This is a genomic window from Shewanella litorisediminis, assembly GCF_016834455.1.
Taxonomy (GTDB): Bacteria; Pseudomonadota; Gammaproteobacteria; order Enterobacterales; family Shewanellaceae; genus Shewanella; species Shewanella litorisediminis.
On the sequence record NZ_CP069213.1, the window covers coordinates 2555252 to 2575076 of the forward strand.

Here is a 19825-nt window from a genome sequence, read left to right on the forward strand (position 1 = left end):
GGGAACGCGGCTTACCCGAGTACCCCCATCATCACTTTTGGCCAAAGGTTCAACCCCCCCAACATCAAGGGCCCTCTTCACTCCTGATGAGGGCACAGGCACTACAGGGATAAAAATGTTTGCATCGCTGCGAAAGAAATTCGCAACCGGGGCGGTCACCTCTGACATGCTGACAAAACAACGACGTTACGACAGCCTGGTCAGGGCGCTTCATGCCGATGTTTACCGCTTTGCCTATTGGCTGTGCGGCGATAAACACATCGCAGAAGACATCACCCAGGAAACCTTTTTACGCGCATGGAAGTCTTTGGATTCCCTCAAGGATGACAAGGCAGCCAAGGCATGGCTCATCACCATTTTGCGGCGGGAAAACGCGCGCAGATTTGAGCGTAAACAGTTTGATTACAGCGATATAGAACAGGATTCTCTGGAAGATGTGCTAAGCCACACCACCGAAGATGAAACCGAGCACTATTGGCTGAGACGACAGATAGCCAAGCTGGAACCCGAATATCGGGAACCCCTGGTACTCCAGGTCATTGGCGGCTTCAGCGGTGATGAAATTGCCGAACTGCTGGAGCTCAACCGCAACACAGTGATGACCCGGCTCTTTCGGGCCCGCAACCAATTAAAAGACGCACTTGAACAACCAGAAAGCCGAGGTCAATCCAATGGATGAACTTGAGTTTCGCCGCCGAGCCTATGGCGAACCACAATGCCAGGATCCTGAGTTTTTACAGGCTCAACAGGAGGCCTCTGGCCGCGATGCCTTTGTCAGCGATCTTAAGGCGCTGGACAGAAAAATCGCCAAAGCACTCAAGGTGGATGTCCCTGATGATTTGGCCGACAAACTGCTGCTGCGCCAACAGTTGACCGTTCATCACAAACAGCGGCGCCGCACCACGTTTCTGCTTGCTATGGCGGCCTCAGTGGCCTTTGTCTTTGGATTGAGTTTCAGCCTGTTGCGGCTGGGGCCTGTGGATTTGGGTGAACATGCCCTCAGCCACGTGTACCACGAGTACAAAGCGTTGCACAGCGATAGAGACGTCAACCTTGGCGATCTGAACGCCAGTCTGGTGAGTGTGCGTGGGTTGGAGTCAGCCCATTTCAGCAGCGTTCCAGGCCGCGTGGTATTTAAGGCCTACTGTGATTTTCAGGGAGTACGCAGCTTGCATCTGGTGCTGGAAAGCGATGCCGGTAAGGTTACCCTCTTTATTGTGCCGGTGGAGGAGCGGATGCAGCTGCCCCCCCAATTTGCCGACAATCGCTATCAGGGCATTGGGGTGAAAACAGATGATGCCTACCTGCTGCTGGTTGGCGAAGAAAAATCCGCGCTCGAACACATCGAACAAAACCTGCTGCAAAGCTTTATATAAGCTGCCGACGCAGGCGGCCAATTGGCCGTCTGCGTCCATCCTGCCTAACCAAAAATCGCTGTCTGCCTTAACTGAGTGAACATCGATGGCAATGTTGCACTGACGTATCCCCCCGCTGACACCGGGTTGCCCGACGACGGATTACCCACTCTTCGCTTTCAGCGTATCCGGCTCAGCCGTTGAGCACATCACAGCCGCACTGGTCAGATATGCATCACAACTCCTGAGGCAATTGGGATCCCGCCCAAACTTCTGATAGCATGCGATGGCGAAAGTATTCCAATAAAAAACCTATGGTTGATACAGCATGAGCATAGATACACCTATTTTAGTCACCTTTGTGGGCTATTTGGCCCTGATGATGGGGATAGGATTCTGGGCCTACAAGGCCACGGACTCCGTTGATGATTACATTCTTGGTGGCCGCAAAATGGGCCCGGGCGTAACCGCACTCAGTGTGGGAGCCTCCGATATGTCAGGCTGGTTATTGCTGGGTTTGCCGGGCGCTGTTTACCTTGGCGGTCTGGGTGAAGCCTGGATTGGCATTGGTTTGGTGATTGGTGCCTGGTTGAACTGGCTCTTTGTGGCAAAGCGCCTGCGTATTTACACCCAGCTGGCCGACAACGCCCTGACCCTGCCTGACTTTTTTGAAAAGCGCTTCCACGACAAAGCCGGTGTATTGCGGTTTGTGTCAGCCCTCACTATCCTGGTGTTCTTCACCTTTTATGCCTCGTCCGGCATGGTCGGTGGCGCCATCCTGTTTGAGAAAGTGTTTGGCCTCGACTACACAGCAGCGCTGGTGATTGGCTCCGCCATCATCGTCGGCTACACCTTTGTGGGCGGCTTCTTTGCGGTGAGCTGGACCGACTTTTTCCAGGGCTGTCTGATGCTGATTGCCCTGCTGATTGTGCCCATGGCGATTTTCACCAACACCGACAGCCACGCCAGCATAGACTCGCTGTCGCCCGAGATGCTGTCGCTTATCAGTGAAAACACCACCCTGTTTGGGGTGATTTCGCTGATGGCCTGGGGCCTTGGTTACTTTGGTCAGCCACATATTCTGTCGCGTTTTATGGCAATTGAGCGCCCTGACCATCTGCCGGTTTCCCGCCGCATTGCCATGAGCTGGATGATAGTGTCGCTGATGGGTGCACTGGCCACGGGCCTTGCCGGCAGTCTGTATTTCGCCAAGGAACCGCTCGCCAATGCCGAGACTGTCTTTATTCATCTGGCTCAGGTGGCGTTCAATCCCTGGATTGCTGGCCTGCTCATTGCCGCGATTTTGTCGGCCATTATGAGCACCATCGACTCCCAGTTGCTGGTGTGCTCGAGCGTGGTGACAGAAGACTTCTACCGCAAGTTCCGCCCCGAAGCCAAGGATAAAGAACTGATGCTGGTTGGCCGCTTTGGCGTACTGGCGATTGCGGTGATTGCCGGGGTCGTTGCCCTTGACCGCGAAAGCAGCGTTCTTGGATTGGTGAGCTACGCCTGGGCAGGTTTTGGTGCCGCCTTTGGCCCTGTGGTGCTGCTGTCGCTGTTCTGGCGCGATTACAGCAAAACCGGCGCCATTGCGACCATCATCACCGGTGCCGTTACCGTTGTGGTGTGGAAGCAGCTCAGTGGTGGCATGTTCAACCTGTATGAAATTCTGCCGGGCTTTATGTTTGCTACCCTGGCTGGGGTGGTGTTCAGCAAGCTGGCAGCGGTGGATGAGCAAGTCACCAGCGCCTTTGATGACTTCAAACAGCGGCTTTAATCAGCGCAGTCCAGATAAGGTCTCGGGGATATAAACCATTGCCAAACCCGATGAGCTAAGCCCCGGAAGATAAAAAAGCGTACACTTGTACGCTTTTTTATTGTCTGAGAACTGTAACCCTTTGTATCCCAATCCCGCTGATTCGGTAAATGCTTAACTAAACAGCTGTCCACATTCAACTTGCCACAAAGCCCCGCCAACTGGCCAGTCCAGTGAAGCAGATAAACGCCACCAATGGTAATTCGCTTATCGACACCCCATATAAATTAACTGATTTTTAACAGGTTTTAACTAAAGCAAAAGCTCTGGTCGGACTTGTTATGGTACAGTCATACTCCTAAGATGCCATGTTAATTTTTACCGTCAGGCCCTCTTGCCTGCGGCATGACCCAAAAAAAGAGAAGAGACGATGAAGTACTTCAACAAGACACTGCTTGCCGCCGCCGTTGCTCTGGCCAGCACCCAGACCATGGCTGCCGGTTTCCAGCTCAACAGCCAATCTGCCACTGGTATCGGCCGTGCGTTTGCCGGTGATGCCGTGATTGCCGACAACGCCTCTGTATTGTCACGCAACCCTGCTGCCATGGCCCTGTTCGACAGCGCCGCCCTGTCCATGGGCGTGACCTACGCCGATATCGACGTCACCGTAAAAGACGTGTGCCTGAACGGCTCTGCTGTGTGTTTCGGCTCCGAAGATGCGGCCGCTGAAGCCAAAATCATCCCTAACTTCTACTACATCAACCCCATCAATGATAAATGGGCCTTTGGTGTGGCGGCCTTCTCCAACTTCGGTACCGGTACCGACGTGGGTTCACTGGCAAGTAATGTTGTGCAGATCCCAGATCGTTCAACAATCCCAGCTCCGGTTGATCTGCTGGGCAACACCGAAGTGGTTACCATGAACCTCAACGCCAGTGTCTCTTACCGCGTAAACGACCAGCTGAGTCTGGGTGCCGGTATCGACCTGATTTATGGCGAAGGCAAACTGACCCGTGAAGGCCAGCTGCCTGTACCAAATGTTGGCATGACCAACGTCAACCTGGTGAACGTGGATGCTGACGGCTGGGCCGTAGGCGGTATCGTGGGCGCGGTGTACGAGTTCAATGCCGATAACCGTATCGGTATGAGCTATCGCTTCAGCCCTGAGTTTAAAGCCAGCGGCGACATCAGCCAGTTCGTGCCTCAGGCTGGCGCTGCTGCCAACTACGATGAGATTGTTATCCCGCTGCCGGATATCTTCCAGGTTGCCGGTTTCCATCAGCTGACCGAGAAGTTTGCTGTGCACTACACAGCGCAGCTGACTACCTGGGGCGACTTTAAAGAAATCAGCCTCGAAGATGGTCGTCTTGGCGATGTCAGCATTCCGTCATACCAGCTCAAGCACTATGCCTGGGATGACTCCTGGCTGTTCAGCGTAGGCGGCACTTACACGCTGACTGATGCCTGGACACTGCGTGCCGGTTACATGCACGACAAGGGCGTAGTAAACGAAATCAGCTCTATCTCTATCCCTGACTCAGACCGCAACTGGTACACCCTGGGCGCCAGCTACAACCTCAGCACCAAGTCCACCATCGACTTCGGTGTAGCCTTTGTTCGCGGTGAAAACGTTGAAGTGCTGGAAACCAGCGCCATTATTGGTGACGTTGTGGCCCACACCCGCTCCAACGCTACCTACTATTCAATGCAATATTCTTATAAGTTCTGATAGTTGCACTGAAAAAGAGCCGCGCCTGTCGCGGCTTTTTTGTATCCATCGCCACTGTCGCCTACCCTTTAATCAGGCAGACATTGCCCAAACAGGGGAAAGCACATGGCAAAGGTGATTGGCTTGGGGGGCATATTCTTCAAGAGCTCGGATCCCGAAGCCCTGGCTGACTGGTACAAGGCCCATTTGGGTATGCCGGTGGAGCATTGGGGAGGCTGTGCCTTCAGGGCGCTGGACTTGCCCAAAGGCAGTTACAGTGTCTGGAGCCCGTTTGCCGCCGGCAGTGACTACTTCCATCCTTCCCGCCATCCCTTTATGTTTAATCTGGTTGTGGACGACCTGGATGCCGTGTTGGCCCAGGCCGCCGCCGGTGGGGCCGAGGTGCTGCCCGGCCGGGAAGACACAGAGTTTGGTCGTTTCGGTTGGTTTATCGACCCCGATGGCAATAAGGTGGAACTCTGGCAAATGAGTGTCAATTCGTAACTCAGTCACACTCCTGATGCAAAGGGGCGGTAATTTGCGTATTCTGGTGCGAAACCGCCGTTGAAACAGGAACTTTCATGGATAAGTCTCTCACTCCCGCCGCCCTGGTGCTGGGTCTTTGCCTCGCCGGTGGTTTGGGTTTTATCGGACACAGCATCACTGCAACCGCCACCCATTTAAAAGCCCTGGACCGCACGGTCAGTGTTAAGGGGCTTGCCGAGCAGGAAGTCATGGCCAACGTGGCTATCTGGCCGGTTCGATTTGCCGAAGTCGACAACGATCTGGCAAACCTCTACAACACGGTGCAGCAAAAAACCGACAAGGTCGTGGCCTTTTTAAAAGCCCAGGGATTCAGCGACGATGAAATCACCCTGACACTACCTGCTATCGAAGACAGAAACACCCAGGGCTATGCCGACCCCAATATTAAATATCGTTATGCCGCCAGAGTGACCGTGTCGCTCTACACCCATCAGGTTGACAAACTGCTGCAAGCCAGAAAACAGATAGGGGCGCTCGCCCGGGACGGCATTGCCATTGGCGGCAATGAGTACGAGTCGCGCACCGAGTTTTTGTTCACTGAGCTTAACCGAATCAAACCGGCGATGGTGCAACAGGCCACAGAAAACGCCAGGGAAGTTGCCGAGAAATTTGCCAGGGATTCAAGCTCCAGCCTCGGCAAAATTAAAAACGCCAGTCAGGGGCAATTTATCATTACAGATAGGGACAGCAATTCGCCCCACATTAAAAATGTGCGAATAGTCAGCACGGTCACCTATTATCTAACTGACTGATTTTGATTGAAAGGAGCCTTTTGGCTCCTTTTTTCTGTGTGTGAGTCACATTCCATAATTTTTTTCTAATGAAATGATTGCCGCCAAGACAACTTTTCATTAGAATTTTCTCATAGATTATGCGGGAGCATTTTTATGACGACTTTCAAACAGCTCTTGGGACTGTCTCTTCTGGCCATCGGCCTGAGTGCCCATGCAAGCCAACCCCTGATAGTGGAACACACCGAAGAAGACAGGTATTTAACCCTGGATGCCCTGATTGAGCCTGTACAGGCAGCCACTGTATCGGCGCAAACCTCAGGCCGGATCCTGAAAATCCATTTCGATGTCAATGACACTGTACCCGCCGGTGCTGCCCTGCTGGAAATCACCAGCAAGGAGCAAGGCGCCACGTTGGCAGCCGCCGAAGCAGACTACGCCCGTGCCATTGCCGTAAATACGGAGGCGCAGGCCACCCTGAAGCGCTATCAGGACCTGTTCCCCAAGGGCGCCATTTCCCGTGGCACATACGATGAAGCCATCGCCCGTGCCAAGAGCAGCGAGCAGGCCGTAACAGCCGCCAATGCGGCCATAGTGCGCGCCCGCGAATCCTTAAGTTACACCACTGTGTACGCGCCCTTTGGTGGCGTACTTACCGAGCGACACGTGGAACAGGGTGAAACCGTGAATCCCGGTCAGCCACTGCTGTCCGGCTTCAGCGCCGATAAAATGCGTGCCGTGATGCAGGTGCCGGGCCGTTATCTCGATGGCTTGAAGACCGCTGGCGCCGTCAGGGTGGAACTGGCCGATGGTCGCAGCATCGACAGTAACGACCTGACCATCTTCAGCTTTGCTTCTCCCCAAAGCCACAGCTTCCAGGTGCGAATCCAGTTACCGGACAATGCCAACGTACAACCGGGCAGCTGGGCCAAAGCCAGTTTTGTACAGGGAAAACGCCGTATGCTGTTGGTGCCCCAAAGGGCGATAGTGTCCCGCGGCGAACTCACCGGGGTCTATATGATGCAGGGTGATAAGGCCGTGCTCACCCAGGTACGCCTTGGCAAGCAGCAGGGTGACAGAGTTCAGGTGCTTTCCGGCCTGAATGATGGTGACATCATTGCCGCCGATGCCTACGCCGTAAATGCCCGGTGAGGAGAGAACAATGACGAGCGATAACCTCCAACACATGGGGATTTCCGGCCGCATAGCCCGCGCGTTTCAAACCAGTGCCATCACACCGCTGCTGGCGCTCTTGGCACTGCTTCTGGGGATGTTTGCCGTGATGGTGACCCCCAAGGAAGAAGAGCCACAAATCGATGTGACCTTTGCGGATGTGTTTATCCCCTTCCCCGGTGCCACACCAGCCGAGGTGGAACACCTGGTTACCCTGCCGGCTGAGCAGGTTATTTCAGAAATCAAAGGTATAGATACGCTTTACTCCTTCTCGCAACCCGATGGCGCCCTCATCATTGCCATCTTCGAAGTGGGGGTAAAACGTAATGACGCCATAGTCGCGCTCTATAACCAACTCTATTCGAACATGGACAAGCTACCCCGTGGCGCAGGGGTGGGAGAGCCCCTGATAAAGCCACGCGGCATTGACGATGTGCCCATTGTCAGCCTCACCCTGTGGTCAGAGGCAACAGACATTACCCCAGAACAACTGACTCATGTTGCCCGTGGGCTGGAGACAGAACTTAAGCGTATTCCCGGCACCCGAGAAATCTACACCCTCGGGGAACATGAGTTGGTTCTCAATGTGCGTATCGATCCGGCCGCCCTGTCGGCTTATGGCCTCAGCTACAGCGACATCAACCGTGCGCTCTCGGGTAACAACCAGATCTCCATGCCAGTGCCTTTGGTACAGGACAATCAGGAGATCAAGGTACAGACGGGTCAGTTTTTAAGACGTCTGGAGGACGTTCAGGAGCTGGTGGTTGCCGTGCGTCAGGGCCCGGATGGCTACAGCGAACCCGTATACCTTGCAGACCTGGCAGAGGTTAGCCTGAAGAGTGACCTGCCCCGCGCTCAGGTACAACATGTCACCAAAGATGGCAGCTATCCTGCGGTCACCCTGGCAATTGGCAAGCAGACAGGCATGAACGCCGTGGATATTGCCGATGCCATAATCGAGCGCATGGCCGCCCTGGAAAACACCCTGCTACCCGCCAACGTGCATGCCACGGTATCGCGCAATTATGGTGACACTGCGGCCGACAAGTCCAATACGCTGATTTTAAAACTGATATTTGCCACCACAGCCGTGGTGATCCTGGTGCTCTTTACCATGGGGATGCGTGAAGCCCTGGTGGTGGGCATTGCCATTATCATCACCCTGGCGCTGACCCTGTTCGCCAGCTGGGCCTGGGGCTTTACCCTCAACCGTGTCTCGCTGTTTGCGCTTATCTTCTCCATCGGGATTCTGGTGGACGATGCCATTGTGGTAGTGGAAAACATTCACCGGCATATGGCCATGGGCAAAAAGTCCATGAAGGAGCTTATTCCAGTTGCAGTAGACGAGGTGGGTGGCCCGACGATTCTGGCCACCTTCACAGTGATTGCCGCCCTGCTGCCCATGGCCTTTGTGTCTGGACTCATGGGCCCTTACATGAGCCCCATCCCCATCAATGCCAGCATGGGTATGCTGATTTCGCTGGCCGTAGCCTTTGTGCTGACCCCCTGGCTCAGTGGCAAGCTGCTCAAAGCCCATGACCATGAGGGCGGCGCCGCAGGCCAGGAATCCCCCCACGGCGGTGAAGACCCACGCATGGTGAGGATTTTTACCCGCCTGATAGGGCCCTTCCTCAATGGCAAGGCCGGTCGCAAGGCCCGCCTTGGCCTCGGCCTGGCCATCATTGGCCTCATCATGGTGGCCGTCGCCTTACCCGTCATGCAGGCGGTGGTATTGAAAATGCTGCCCTTTGACAACAAGTCAGAATTCCAGGTGATGGTAGACATGCCGGAAGGCACCACCTTTGAAGAAACCCATAAGGTACTGCAGGCGTTGGCGGATGAGCTTGCCACGGTCGAGGAGGTGCAGCATATACAGCTCTATGCGGGCACAGCCGCCCCCATGAACTTTAACGGTTTGGTTCGCCATTACTTTTTACGCTCAAGCCCGGAGCTTGGCGATATTCAGGTCAATCTCAGGGATAAAAAGCACAGAAGCAGAGACAGCCACAGTATCGCGCTGGCGGTAAGGGGCCCGTTGAAGGAAATTGGTCGTCATTTCGGCGCCAACGTCAAGGTGGTGGAAGTGCCTCCGGGTCCACCGGTATGGTCACCCATTGTTGCCGAAGTCTATGGACCCAACGAAGCCATGCGTCAGGAAGCCGCCCAAAATGTACTCGGCGTGTTTAATACCACCAAGGACGTGGTGGACATGGATATCTTCCTCCCCGCCGGGCAACAGAAATGGCAGGTGCTGATTGACCGCAGTAAGGCCGCACTGCTTGGGGTTTCTTATGCTGAGATAGTGGATCTGGTTGCCACCTCTGTGGGCGGTAAAGATGTGAGCGTGCTGCATCTTGAAAACCAGGCCCGTCCCGTGCCCATTCGTCTGCAACTGGAAGAAGGCAGTAAGCTGGATCTGGATGCCATCATGGGCATGACGTTGCCCGGCAGCCGTGGCCTGGTGGCCGTGTCCGAACTGGTGACAATACGTAAAGGCGTAATAGATGCGCCCATCATCCATAAAAACCTTATCCCCATGGTGATGGTGGTGGCCGATATGGCAGGCCCGCTGGACAGCCCGCTGTACGGCATGTTTGAAATGGCCGCGACCATTTCGGACAGCGAGGAGATGGGCTACGCCCAGCATTATGTCAATCAGCCCTCCGGCCTGACCGATGTGGCCGTGCTCTGGGACGGCGAGTGGAAAATCACCTATGAAACCTTCCGCGACATGGGGATAGCCTACGCTGTGGGCATGATTGCCATTTACCTCTTGGTGGTAGCGCAGTTCAGGTCATATCTGGTGCCGCTCATAATCATGGCGCCCATTCCGCTGACTGTGATTGGGGTGATGCCAGGGCACGCACTCTTTGGCGCCCAATTCACCGCCACCTCCATGATAGGCATGATTGCCCTGGCCGGGATTATTGTGCGCAACTCGATTTTGCTGGTGGACTTTATCAATCAGGAAGTCGAGCGCGGCGTGCCCTTTGCCCAGGCGGTTATCCACTCCGGCGCCGTCAGGGCCAAGCCCATTATGCTTACGGCGCTGGCCGCCATGATAGGTGCCCTCTTCATTCTGGACGATCCCATCTTCAATGGTTTGGCTATCAGCCTGATTTTCGGGATATTTATTTCAACTTTGCTGACGTTGGTTGTCATCCCCGTGCTCTACTACAGTTTTATGAGACACGGCCATGAAACCGAATAACATGCCCTGACACTTAGGAGAAACACTATGTCACTCGAACGCTCTATTATGGCTTTTGCCGGCTTTATGGTGCTGCTGTCATTGGTTCTGACTGCCTTGGTACATCACAATTTTGTCTGGCTTACCGCCTTTGTCGGCGCTAATCTGTTTCAAAGTGCCTTTACCGGCTTTTGTCCGGCCGCCATGGTGATGAAAAAGCTTGGCGTAAAATCAGAGGCTGAACTTTGTAAGCTAAAATAGTCGCTGTAATCAAAAAACAGTCATTAAGGAGACACTGTGAACCCATTGGCTAAAATCTGGCAACTCGCCCTGATTGGTCTGACATTGATACTGACAAGCAATTTGGCCATCGCCCAGGACAAGGACCCCGCTACCGCCTGGCAACTGATTGAACAGGGCGCCATGCTGGTGGATGTCCGCACGCCGGAAGAATATGCCGCAGGGCACCTCGAAGGGGCCATTAACATTCCCTACGAAGTGATTGCCACTGAATTTGCCAAGCGCGCCATCGACAAAGATACCTCAGTGGTACTTTACTGTCGCAGTGGCAGGCGCAGCGGCGTTGCCAATGATGCCCTTAACGCTGCAGGCTTTACCAGGGTCTATAACGGTGGCGGCTACGAGAGTTTGGTTCAATCGGGCAAATCCGGACAGGGTGACAAGTAACCCGCAGCCACGGACAGTTATCCCCCGCAAAAGGCACCCTCCGGGTGCCTTTTTGTTATCTGATTGTTTTCACAAACACCGCACGGCAAGCGGTATCCCTATGACTAAAGCCATAAAAATGGCGCAAATTCGGCATTTTAGTCGCAGAATCAGCAAAAACCACAAAAACATCAGACAGCAAGAATAAGTTATAACCAAATATAATAAAAAGCATAAAATTTTAATATTTTCACAATTTTAATGCCAAAATCCTGCTCGGAACGTATTCCGCTGGCCGCCCAGCAGTGTCATTCACGGAATCGAATATCCATTCAATATGCATTTGAACAGACGAATAAGCCCCCTCTAATTTGCATAAATATTCTAAACAATCCGTAATCCAGTCAATTGTCTCCACACGCCATTCTGTTTACATATTGTTTACAACTGTTTCATCGGTAGATACATTCACTGCCGAAAATGGATTTCAGGCTTTACCGAATGGATGCCAAATAACAACGACAAGTTCTGCCTCTTGCAACATGGAAGACGAGTATGACAATCAAACACAAAAAAACTTTAGCCCTGGGTTTATCAACCCTCGCACTGGCAGTGTCTGCCGGTGTGCATGCCGCGCCCACTAACGCTGTCTTTGCCAAAGGCGAAAACTCGCCGTTGCCAAAGCGCTATGTAGTTAAATTCAAAAACAATGCTGCTGCCGAGCTTTACAGTGCTGAAGACGCACTCAACAGCATGCAGTATCAGCCTCGCAGCCACGAGGTATTTGGTCATCACCGCGCCCTGAATGCCGCCAGTGCCAAGGAAATGAAGCGTATCGGTCGCAGTAACGCCTATACGGTGAAGCTGGACAACAATGGCATCAAGGCCCTGCGAGCCCGTGCCGACGTTGAATTTGTGGAAGAAGACGTGCCACGTCGTCTGCTCGCTGAAACCACGCCATGGGGCCAGACCTTTGTGGGCGCGACTCAGCTGGCCGATAACCTCAGCGGCAACCGCACCATCTGTATTATCGACTCAGGTTATGATCGTGGTCATGCCGACCTGTCCGGCAACAACGTGACCGGGACCAATAACTCAGGCACAGGTAACTGGTTCGAACCCGGTAACAACAACGCCCACGGCACCCACGTTGCCGGCACCATTGCGGCGATTGCCAACGGTGAAGGCGTGGTGGGCGTACTGCCAAACCAAAATGCCAACATTCACATCATCAAAGTATTTAACGAAGCCGGCTGGGGTTATTCCTCCAGTCTGGTCAGTGCCGTGGATACCTGTGTGACCAATGGCGCCAACGTGGTCAGCATGTCACTGGGCGGTGCCAGCTCAAGCACGACAGAGCGCAACGCACTGGCAGCCCACTACAACAATGGCGTTCTGCTGATTGCTGCCGCAGGTAACGACGGTGACAACACCCACAGTTACCCTGCATCCTACGACAGCGTGGTTTCGGTTGCTGCGGTAGACAGCACCAAGCAGCACGCTGCCTTCTCCCAGTACACCAACCAGGTGGAAGTATCAGGTCCCGGTGAAGCTATCCTGTCTACCGTGACCCGCGGCGAAGGCCGTTTGTCGGACATAGTGGTTGGTGGTCAGTCTTATTTCAACAACGGCGTAGTGCCTCACAACCGTTTGGTGAAATCCGGTACCAGCTACGCCCCAGCGCCAATCAATGGCACTGTTACCGCGACGCTGGCCGAGTGCAGCGTATCAGGCAGCACCTTTAACTGTGGCAACATGACAGGCAAGGTGTGTCTGGTTGAGCGCGTCGGTAACCAGGGTTCCAGCTATCCTGAAATCAATGCCGCCAAGGCCTGTCAAAACGCCGGTGCCTCTGCCACCATCGTTTACTCCAATACTGCCCTGCCCGGCCTGCAAAATCCCTTTGTGGTCGATACCAACAGCGAGCTGACCAAGGTCTCTGTGTCTGTTGACAGAGCCACAGGTCTGGCACTTCGCAGCCACATAGGTTCCAGCGTCACCGTATCCAGCGAAGGCGGTAAGGACTACGAGTACTACAACGGTACCTCCATGGCCACTCCGCACGTTTCCGGTGTTGCTACGCTGGTATGGAGCTATCACCCAGAGTGCAGCGCCGCTCAGGTGCGTGCCGCCCTGCGTGCGACTGCCGAAGATCTGGACGTAGCGGGCCGTGACGATCGTACCGGTTACGGTATGGTTGATGCGGTTGCTGCCAAGGAGTATCTGGATGCTTCCTGTAATGGCCCAACCGATGGCGGTGGCGGTAACGGCGGCTCCGAAGCTGAAATGACCAATGGCGTTGCCAAGTCTAACCTCAGCGGTGCCAAGGGCGATGAGCTGCACTACTACATTGATGTGCCTGCCGGCGCCACCAACCTGAACTTCGCCATGAGCGGTGGCAGCGGTGATGCGGACTTGTACGTTCAGTACGGCGCTGCGCCAACCACCAGCAGCTACGATTGCCGTCCATGGAAAGGCGGTAACACCGAGTCTTGCCCAATCACAACCGCTCAGGCCGGTACCTACTACGTGATGGTACAGGGTTACAATGCCTTCAGTGGTGTGAACCTGGTTGCCAGCTACACTGCCCCCACCGGCGGCAGCACCGGCGGTACCACGGGCCCCGCGACTTACACCAACACCGATAACTACAGTATTCCGGACAACAACACTGCCGGGATCAGCAGCCCCATCGATGTAAGCCGCAGTGGTGATGCTGGCACTGTTACCGTGAAAGTGAACATAGTGCACACCTACATTGGCGATCTGCAGGTTGAGCTTATCACCCCGAATGGCCAGGTAGCCGTACTGCACGACAACACAGGCGCAGGCACTGACAACATCAGCAAGACTTACACTGTGAACGCTACAGGTGTTGAATCTCAGGGTACCTGGAAGCTGAAAGCCGTGGACAGTTCACGCCGTGACACTGGCTACATTGACTCATGGGAAATCTCTTTCCAATAATCGATTGAGTCTGTGAAAAAGGAGCCTTCGGGCTCCTTTTTTATTGGTCGTTGGTCGGAAAAGTCATTCAGCGCAGCGAATAGGTTCATCCGCCCTGTGTGGCCACGCCATTTAAGCTGCACTACTTGAGACACTGAGGGACTATCACCACATCGTACTGGCCATTGGATACACGCACGTTCCCCTCTTCATCGATATTCACCGCCAACGTCATGGTTTTGGCCACAAAAGGCAACAATGCCTCAAGGCTTGGATTATCAAACGCGAGCACAGACAGGGTGTCGATTCGGGCGCACTTTCCTGCCATCTCGTCCCACCAATGGCTTAAATCCTGTCCCCCGTAGGCGAACACCACCACCTTATCGGCCCTGTGGACAGCGCGTTTTATCCGCCGCTCATCCGCCAGGCCAAACTCCGCCCACAGTAAATAATGTCCATCCATGGCTTGCTCACAGAGCTCCGGCTCATCCTGATTGCACAGCTCACCGACAAACTTAAGTTCGGCAGAGGCATAAAGCGCAAAGGCAAGCAGCCTCAGCATCAGCCGCTCTTCTGTCTCGGAGGGGTGCCGAGCCAGTGTCAGTTTGTGATAGCCAAAATAGCCACGACGCAGATCGGCAATCTCAAAGCTGACTTTATGGACATCGGACTTAAGCGTCATGGCGATGACGGGATGGCGTTAAAGTGCGCCTGGCTTAAGATGCCTGGCCTGGGGGAAATGGGCCCGCAGCGCCTTTATCTGGGCCGCATCAGCATACACCAGCACCCGTTGACCCGTTTCCAGCGTCTTATCCAAGGCAGCCAAAGAAGAAGGAGGCCTGCGCTCGGCATCACGCCTGAGCAGTTCATTAAGCTCCGGCGGCAAGCTGCTGTCGGTTTCGATAATATCGAGGCGCTGCAACATGGCCATGGCAGCGATGGGCAACAGCCGTGGCGAGGTATCCTCATCAATCAGCAGCAGCTCGCCCTGCCCATCGAGTGACAAAAACGCATCTTCGAAATGAAGCTCTGTCTGACCATCAAATCTGTCGCCATTGAGGGCAAAAAATCGCTCCCAGAAACGTCGACGAGCGGGCACAGTGGCCAGGGTTTCCTGCACCTGTTGCCGACGCGCCGCAATAAAATCGAACAGCGGCGTCAGTGAGGGCGGCAGCCAGGCTTCAAGGCGTGCCCGAATGTCTCTGGCAAACACAGGAGCGGCACCTGCCGTACTGATGGCCACCACCAGGCGACCACGATCGACAATGGAAGGCGTGATAAAGTCGCAATATGCCGGGTTATCCACCACATTGGCCCACATACTCCGGCTGCGGGCGATACCCGCGAGGCGTATGTTCAAGGCTTCATCATTGGTGGCAAGGTAAAGCAAATCCCAATCGTAAATATCATCATCATTTACGGGCCGTTCATGGAGGACAACGCGGCCACTGCGTTTCAGTGCCTGAATATCGTCACAGGCCTCAGTGGCAATCACGGTGATCCGTGCGTCGGTGCGACAAAGCAGTTCCAGCTTACGGGCAGCAACGTCACCGCCACCCACGACCAGAACCGAACGGTCTCGTGTATCAACAAACAGGGGGAAATATTGCATCGGCAGTCCTAGTCAGTCACCAACGGCAGCTGACGGGCAACCCAGGCCTTGTAGCCTCCTACGAGGGAAGCCACCTTGGTGTACCCCATAAGCTGCAGATTATAGGCTGCCAATGCAGAGCGATAACCGCCACCGCAGTAAAGTAACAAGGGGGTCGATTTATCGGGGAAACGGGTTTCAACATCCCGTTCCAGAATGCCGCGGCCCAGGTGTCTGGCGCCGGGAAGTCTGTCTTTAAGCCATTCGTGATCTTCACGCACGTCGAGCAGTTGCCAGCTGTCGTCAGCCTGATACTCCTCAACGGTGATTTCGGTGACCTTGGGAAGTATAGATTCAACCAAGGCAACAAATCCGGGATTATGCTGCATTTTGAATTCCTTATGATGCCCTTTTGCGACCAGTGTAGTGCTATGGTCTGGGCTTCACAAGTGAAGCATGACAAGTTCAGTTATGGGCTTCGCTGCGCTCTGAACTACAATGCCAACAGAGCTCAAAGCTGGCTTCATTCATCTCATGGCAGTGCAAACATTGCCATTGGGGACGGTCGCCTCCCAGGCTGTCCAGCTGGCTTTGAGCCTTGGCGAGCTCAGATTCATAGACCCACAACTCCACATTCTGCAGATCCACCGGCAGTTCACCCACACCACCGAGCAAGGCCTCACCCCTTAGCTCAACCTGTATACCAGCTACCTGCAACAGGCCTTTCCAGGTGTGTGCCTGCAGCAAATTACCACCGGCCAATAAACATTTACGTTGTTCCATCGGACTTTCCTACAACCACTGCTGTCTCTTTTGATGTATGCCCCACTCCCGGGCCAGCCCATGCTATCGACAAATCGCCGTAAAATCGAGCACTGAAAAGCGGGTATTGTTAACGTTTTTAGAACATGCTGTTCAATATTCACGAAAATGAACCATAAAAAAACCACCCCGAAGGATGGTTTTTCAAGTGACATCAGGCCTCAGGGCATGATGGAAGGCTGATCGGCGCCTTCTTTTTCCACTTCTACCGGCATCATGTGCTCCCGGTTGATACCGAGTCGGATGGCCAGATAACTCGCCACATAGATGGACGAGTAAGTACCCACCACAATACCCAGCAGCAGCGCCGTGGCAAAGCCGTGAATCAGGGTACCGCCCTTGAGGAACAGTGCCACAACGGTGATCAGCGTGGTACCAGTAGTGATAATGGTACGGCTCATGGTCTGGGTGATAGAGGTGTTAACCACTTCTTCCGGACTGCCCTTACGCATCTTGAGGAAGTTCTCACGAATACGGTCAAATACCACGATGGTATCGTTGAGGGAGTAACCCACTACCGTCAAAAGCCCCGCCAGAACCGTGAGGTCGAACTCCAGCTGCAGCACAGAGAACACACCGAGCGTCACGATAACGTCGTGGGCCAGTGCGGCCACCGAACCTGCGGCAAGACGCCACTCGAAGCGGAAAGACACGTAAATAAGGATACAGATAAGCGCCACCAGTACCGCGAGGCCACCCTGCTCTGCCAGTTCCTTACCCACCTGTGGACCGACGAATTCAACCCGCTTCTGGGTCACGTCTGCATCGAGCTTTTTGGCCTCAGCCATCACGATGCGAACCTGATCGTCGCTCTTCACGCCGTCACGCACCTGCAGACGCACCAGCACATCGCGGCTTGAACCAAAGTTCTGAACCACGGCGCCGGCCACTTCGGGCTCGGTCATGCTGTTTCGCAGGGTCTCCAGGTTAGCCGGTTTGGAGAATTCCATCTCCACCACGGTGCCCCCGGTAAAGTCCAGGCCCCAGTTAATGCCCCGGGTCGCCAGCGACACCAGTGAGCCCACTACCAAAATGGCAGACAGGATACTGATGGGCAGCGCGTGCTTGAGGAAGTTGATGGAGCCCTTGATATCTAAAAGCTGAAACATGGTATTGGCTCCCTCAAATCGACAGTTTCTTCACGCGCTTGCCACCCCAAAGGGCGTTAACAATCGCACGGGTGCCCACGATAGCCGTGAACATAGAAGTAGCGATACCAATCATCAGAGTCACAGCGAAGCCTTTTACCGCACCTGTGCCCACCGCAAACAGAATAAGCGCGGTGATAAAGGTAGTGATGTTGGCATCCGCAATGGTCGACAGAGCATTGCCGTAACCTTCATGGATAGCCTGCTGCACGCTGCGACCGGCACGAAGTTCTTCACGAATACGCTCGTAAATCAGCACGTTGCCATCGACCGCCATACCCACTGTCAGTACCATACCGGCAATACCCGGCAGGGTCAGTACTGCACCCGGAATCATGGACATCACACCCACGACCATGATGAGGTTGGCGCACAGGGCCAGGTTGGCAATCACACCGAAGGCACGGTAGTAAACCAGCATAAACGCCAGCACCACAGCCATACCCCAAATCATCGCCTGCAAACCGTTTTCGATGTTTTCTGCACCCAGGCTTGGACCAATGGTGCGTTCTTCCACGATGGACACTGGAGCAATCAGGGCACCGGCACGCAGCAAGAGCGCCAGATTCTGCGACTCGCTGTGGGTCAGACCCGTGATAACAAAATTACGGCCAAGGCGTGCCTGAATGGTGGCAACCGAGATAACTTCCTCGATTTTACGCATTTTCACGCTGCCATCGGGGTTACGCTCACCGCTGTCCTTATATTCAATGAACAGGGTCGCCATCGGCTTGCCGATGTTGTCCTTGGTGACGTTGGAGAAAATTTCCCCACCCTTGGCATCCAGTTGAATAGCGACCTGTGGACGGCTGTATTCATCAAAAGAAGGCTGGGCGCCGGTAATATGGTCGCCGGTCAGCATTACTTCTTTCTTCAGCACCACAGGGCCGCCTTCGCGGCGCTGATACAGCTCGCTACCGGCAGGCACACGGCCATTGGCTGCAGCAGCCACATCGGCTTTTTCGTCCACCATGTGGAATTCAATGGAGGCAGTCGCACCCAGAATTTCCTTGGCGCGGGCAGTGTCCTGCACGCCGGGAAGTTCCACGATGATGCGCTCAGCGCCCTGACGCTGCACCACAGGCTCTGCCACACCCAGCTCGTTAACACGGTTACGGATGGTGGTGATGTTTTGCAGCAGGGCTTCCTCTTTAATTTGCTTGAGGTAAGCCTCGCTCATCACCGCGAGCAGCACCACGTTGTCGCCACTGGATATGTCCGAAAACACCATGTCATTGCCACGGCTCTTCAGGAAACGCTCAGCCTGAGACAGGGTCTCGGCGTCACGGAACTTGATTTCGATACCGCGCACAGTGCGGTGTACACCGGCATAACGAATACGCTCTTCACGAAGCTGGCTGCGAAAATCGGCAATCTTGGCCTCTTCCATCTTGCGGATGGCTTCGCTCATGTCCACTTCCATCAGGAAGTGCACACCGCCGCGAAGGTCAAGACCCAGCTTCATGGGGCTGCCGCCAACAGACTCCAGCCACTCGGGGGTGGCCGGTGCCAGGTTGAGTGCAACCGTGTACTTGTCGCCCAGCAGATCGGCTATGGCTTCTTTGGCAGTGAGCTGATCTTCCGCATTGGCCACACGCACCAGCAACTGACCGTTTTCAAGCTCAGAGCGCTTGATGCCAATGCCTTTGGCTGTGAGGGCCTCGGTCACATTCGACTGAGTCGTCGCTGTCACGTCGGCACCACGGGTAGCCACGACCTGTACGGCATGATCCTCGCCGAACAGGTTGGGCAGCGCATAGAAGCCACCAACGGCGATGACCAGCACCACCATGATGTTCTTCCACATTGGGTATTTATTTAGCACGCCTTTCGCCCTCTTGGCTTACAGGGACTGGATAGAGCCTTTTGGCAATACCGCTGCGATGTAGTCCTTTTTGATGGTGATGTTGGTGCTGTCGTTCAGCGCCAGCAGTACGTAGTCGCTGTCGTCGGTAATCTTGGCGATTTTACCGAGGATGCCACCGCTGGTGAGTACTTCATCACCCTTGGACAGGGAAGACATCAGAGCCTTGTGCTCTTTGACGCGCTTGGACTGAGGACGGAAGATCATAAAGTAGAAGATCAGGCCAAACAGGCCCAGCATGATCACAAGTTCCATGGTACCGCCACCCTGAGGTGCTGCACCGGCTGCATTGGCATACGCGTTAGAAATAAACATAGCTTTCTCTTCTT

General features: G+C 54.5%; 18 protein-coding genes. 11 read left to right on the forward strand and 7 right to left on the reverse strand.

The window, feature by feature from the left end; translation table 11 throughout:
* The first annotated feature begins 115 nt into the window (after nt 1-115).
* The 11 genes from JQC75_RS11145 (at nt 116) to JQC75_RS11195 (ending at nt 14092) form a co-directional block, all read left to right on the forward strand.
* Nucleotides 116-679, forward strand: coding sequence for a sigma-70 family RNA polymerase sigma factor (locus JQC75_RS11145; RefSeq protein WP_203324176.1), 564 nt, complete (start codon nt 116-118; stop codon nt 677-679).
* Nucleotides 672-1376 carry a DUF3379 domain-containing protein gene (locus JQC75_RS11150; protein WP_203327205.1) on the forward strand — a complete coding sequence of 235 codons (705 nt, stop codon included), beginning with the start codon at nt 672-674 and terminating at the stop codon, nt 1374-1376. The genes JQC75_RS11145 and JQC75_RS11150 overlap by 8 nt, the downstream gene beginning before the upstream one ends.
* A 307-nt stretch (nt 1377-1683) precedes the next feature.
* A complete protein-coding gene (putP, locus tag JQC75_RS11155) occupies nt 1684-3132 on the forward strand; it encodes a sodium/proline symporter PutP (RefSeq protein ID WP_203324177.1) in 1449 nt (482 codons plus the stop codon).
* 409 nt (nt 3133-3541) lie between these two features.
* Complete coding sequence (locus JQC75_RS11160; RefSeq protein WP_203324178.1) at nt 3542-4840, forward strand: OmpP1/FadL family transporter; 1299 nt, start codon at nt 3542-3544, stop codon at nt 4838-4840.
* 105 nt (nt 4841-4945) lie between these two features.
* Nucleotides 4946-5323: a VOC family protein gene (locus tag JQC75_RS11165; protein WP_203324179.1), complete on the forward strand. Its 378-nt coding sequence runs from the start codon at nt 4946-4948 to the stop codon at nt 5321-5323.
* Between the two features lie 77 nt (nt 5324-5400).
* Complete coding sequence (locus JQC75_RS11170; protein ID WP_203324180.1) at nt 5401-6117, forward strand: SIMPL domain-containing protein; 717 nt, start codon at nt 5401-5403, stop codon at nt 6115-6117.
* A 135-nt stretch (nt 6118-6252) separates the two neighbouring features.
* Nucleotides 6253-7248 carry an efflux RND transporter periplasmic adaptor subunit gene (locus JQC75_RS11175; RefSeq protein WP_203324181.1) on the forward strand — a complete coding sequence of 332 codons (996 nt, stop codon included), beginning with the start codon at nt 6253-6255 and terminating at the stop codon, nt 7246-7248.
* 10 nt (nt 7249-7258) lie between these two features.
* Nucleotides 7259-10480: an efflux RND transporter permease subunit gene (locus JQC75_RS11180; protein ID WP_203324182.1), complete on the forward strand. Its 3222-nt coding sequence runs from the start codon at nt 7259-7261 to the stop codon at nt 10478-10480.
* Nucleotides 10481-10507: 27 nt separating this feature from the next.
* The gene (locus JQC75_RS11185) at nt 10508-10720 is read left to right on the forward strand and encodes a YgaP family membrane protein (RefSeq protein ID WP_203324183.1); all 213 of its coding nucleotides are present in this window, start codon (nt 10508-10510) and stop codon (nt 10718-10720) included.
* A 36-nt stretch (nt 10721-10756) separates the two neighbouring features.
* Nucleotides 10757-11146: a rhodanese-like domain-containing protein gene (locus tag JQC75_RS11190; protein WP_203324184.1), complete on the forward strand. Its 390-nt coding sequence runs from the start codon at nt 10757-10759 to the stop codon at nt 11144-11146.
* A 534-nt stretch (nt 11147-11680) separates the two neighbouring features.
* Nucleotides 11681-14092, forward strand: coding sequence for a S8 family serine peptidase (locus JQC75_RS11195; RefSeq protein WP_203324185.1), 2412 nt, complete (start codon nt 11681-11683; stop codon nt 14090-14092).
* 121 nt (nt 14093-14213) lie between these two features.
* Here JQC75_RS11195 and JQC75_RS11200 read toward each other — a convergent pair whose 3' ends face one another.
* The 7 genes from JQC75_RS11200 to yajC all read right to left on the reverse strand — a co-directional run bounded on the left by JQC75_RS11200 (nt 14214) and on the right by yajC (nt 19811).
* Entirely contained in the window at nt 14214-14753 is a 540-nt protein-coding gene (locus tag JQC75_RS11200; RefSeq protein WP_203324186.1) for a YaeQ family protein, read from the reverse strand.
* 18 nt (nt 14754-14771) lie between these two features.
* Nucleotides 14772-15683, reverse strand: a complete 912-nt coding sequence (locus tag JQC75_RS11205; RefSeq protein ID WP_203324187.1) for a precorrin-2 dehydrogenase/sirohydrochlorin ferrochelatase family protein — start codon at nt 15681-15683, stop codon at nt 14772-14774.
* Nucleotides 15684-15691: 8 nt separating this feature from the next.
* Nucleotides 15692-16051: a rhodanese-like domain-containing protein gene (locus JQC75_RS11210; protein WP_011760301.1), complete on the reverse strand. Its 360-nt coding sequence runs from the start codon at nt 16049-16051 to the stop codon at nt 15692-15694.
* Nucleotides 16052-16127: 76 nt separating this feature from the next.
* Nucleotides 16128-16445, reverse strand: a complete 318-nt coding sequence (locus tag JQC75_RS11215) for a putative signal transducing protein (RefSeq protein WP_203324188.1) — start codon at nt 16443-16445, stop codon at nt 16128-16130.
* 200 nt (nt 16446-16645) lie between these two features.
* Nucleotides 16646-17593 (reverse strand): protein translocase subunit SecF, encoded by a 948-nt coding sequence (gene secF / locus JQC75_RS11220; protein ID WP_203324189.1) that lies wholly within the window; start codon nt 17591-17593, stop codon nt 16646-16648.
* Nucleotides 17594-17606: 13 nt separating this feature from the next.
* A complete protein-coding gene (secD, locus tag JQC75_RS11225; protein WP_203324190.1) occupies nt 17607-19457 on the reverse strand; it encodes a protein translocase subunit SecD in 1851 nt (616 codons plus the stop codon).
* A gap of 18 nt (nt 19458-19475) precedes the next feature.
* Nucleotides 19476-19811, reverse strand: a complete 336-nt coding sequence (gene yajC / locus JQC75_RS11230) for a preprotein translocase subunit YajC (protein ID WP_203324191.1) — start codon at nt 19809-19811, stop codon at nt 19476-19478.
* Nucleotides 19812-19825 lie beyond the last annotated feature (14 nt).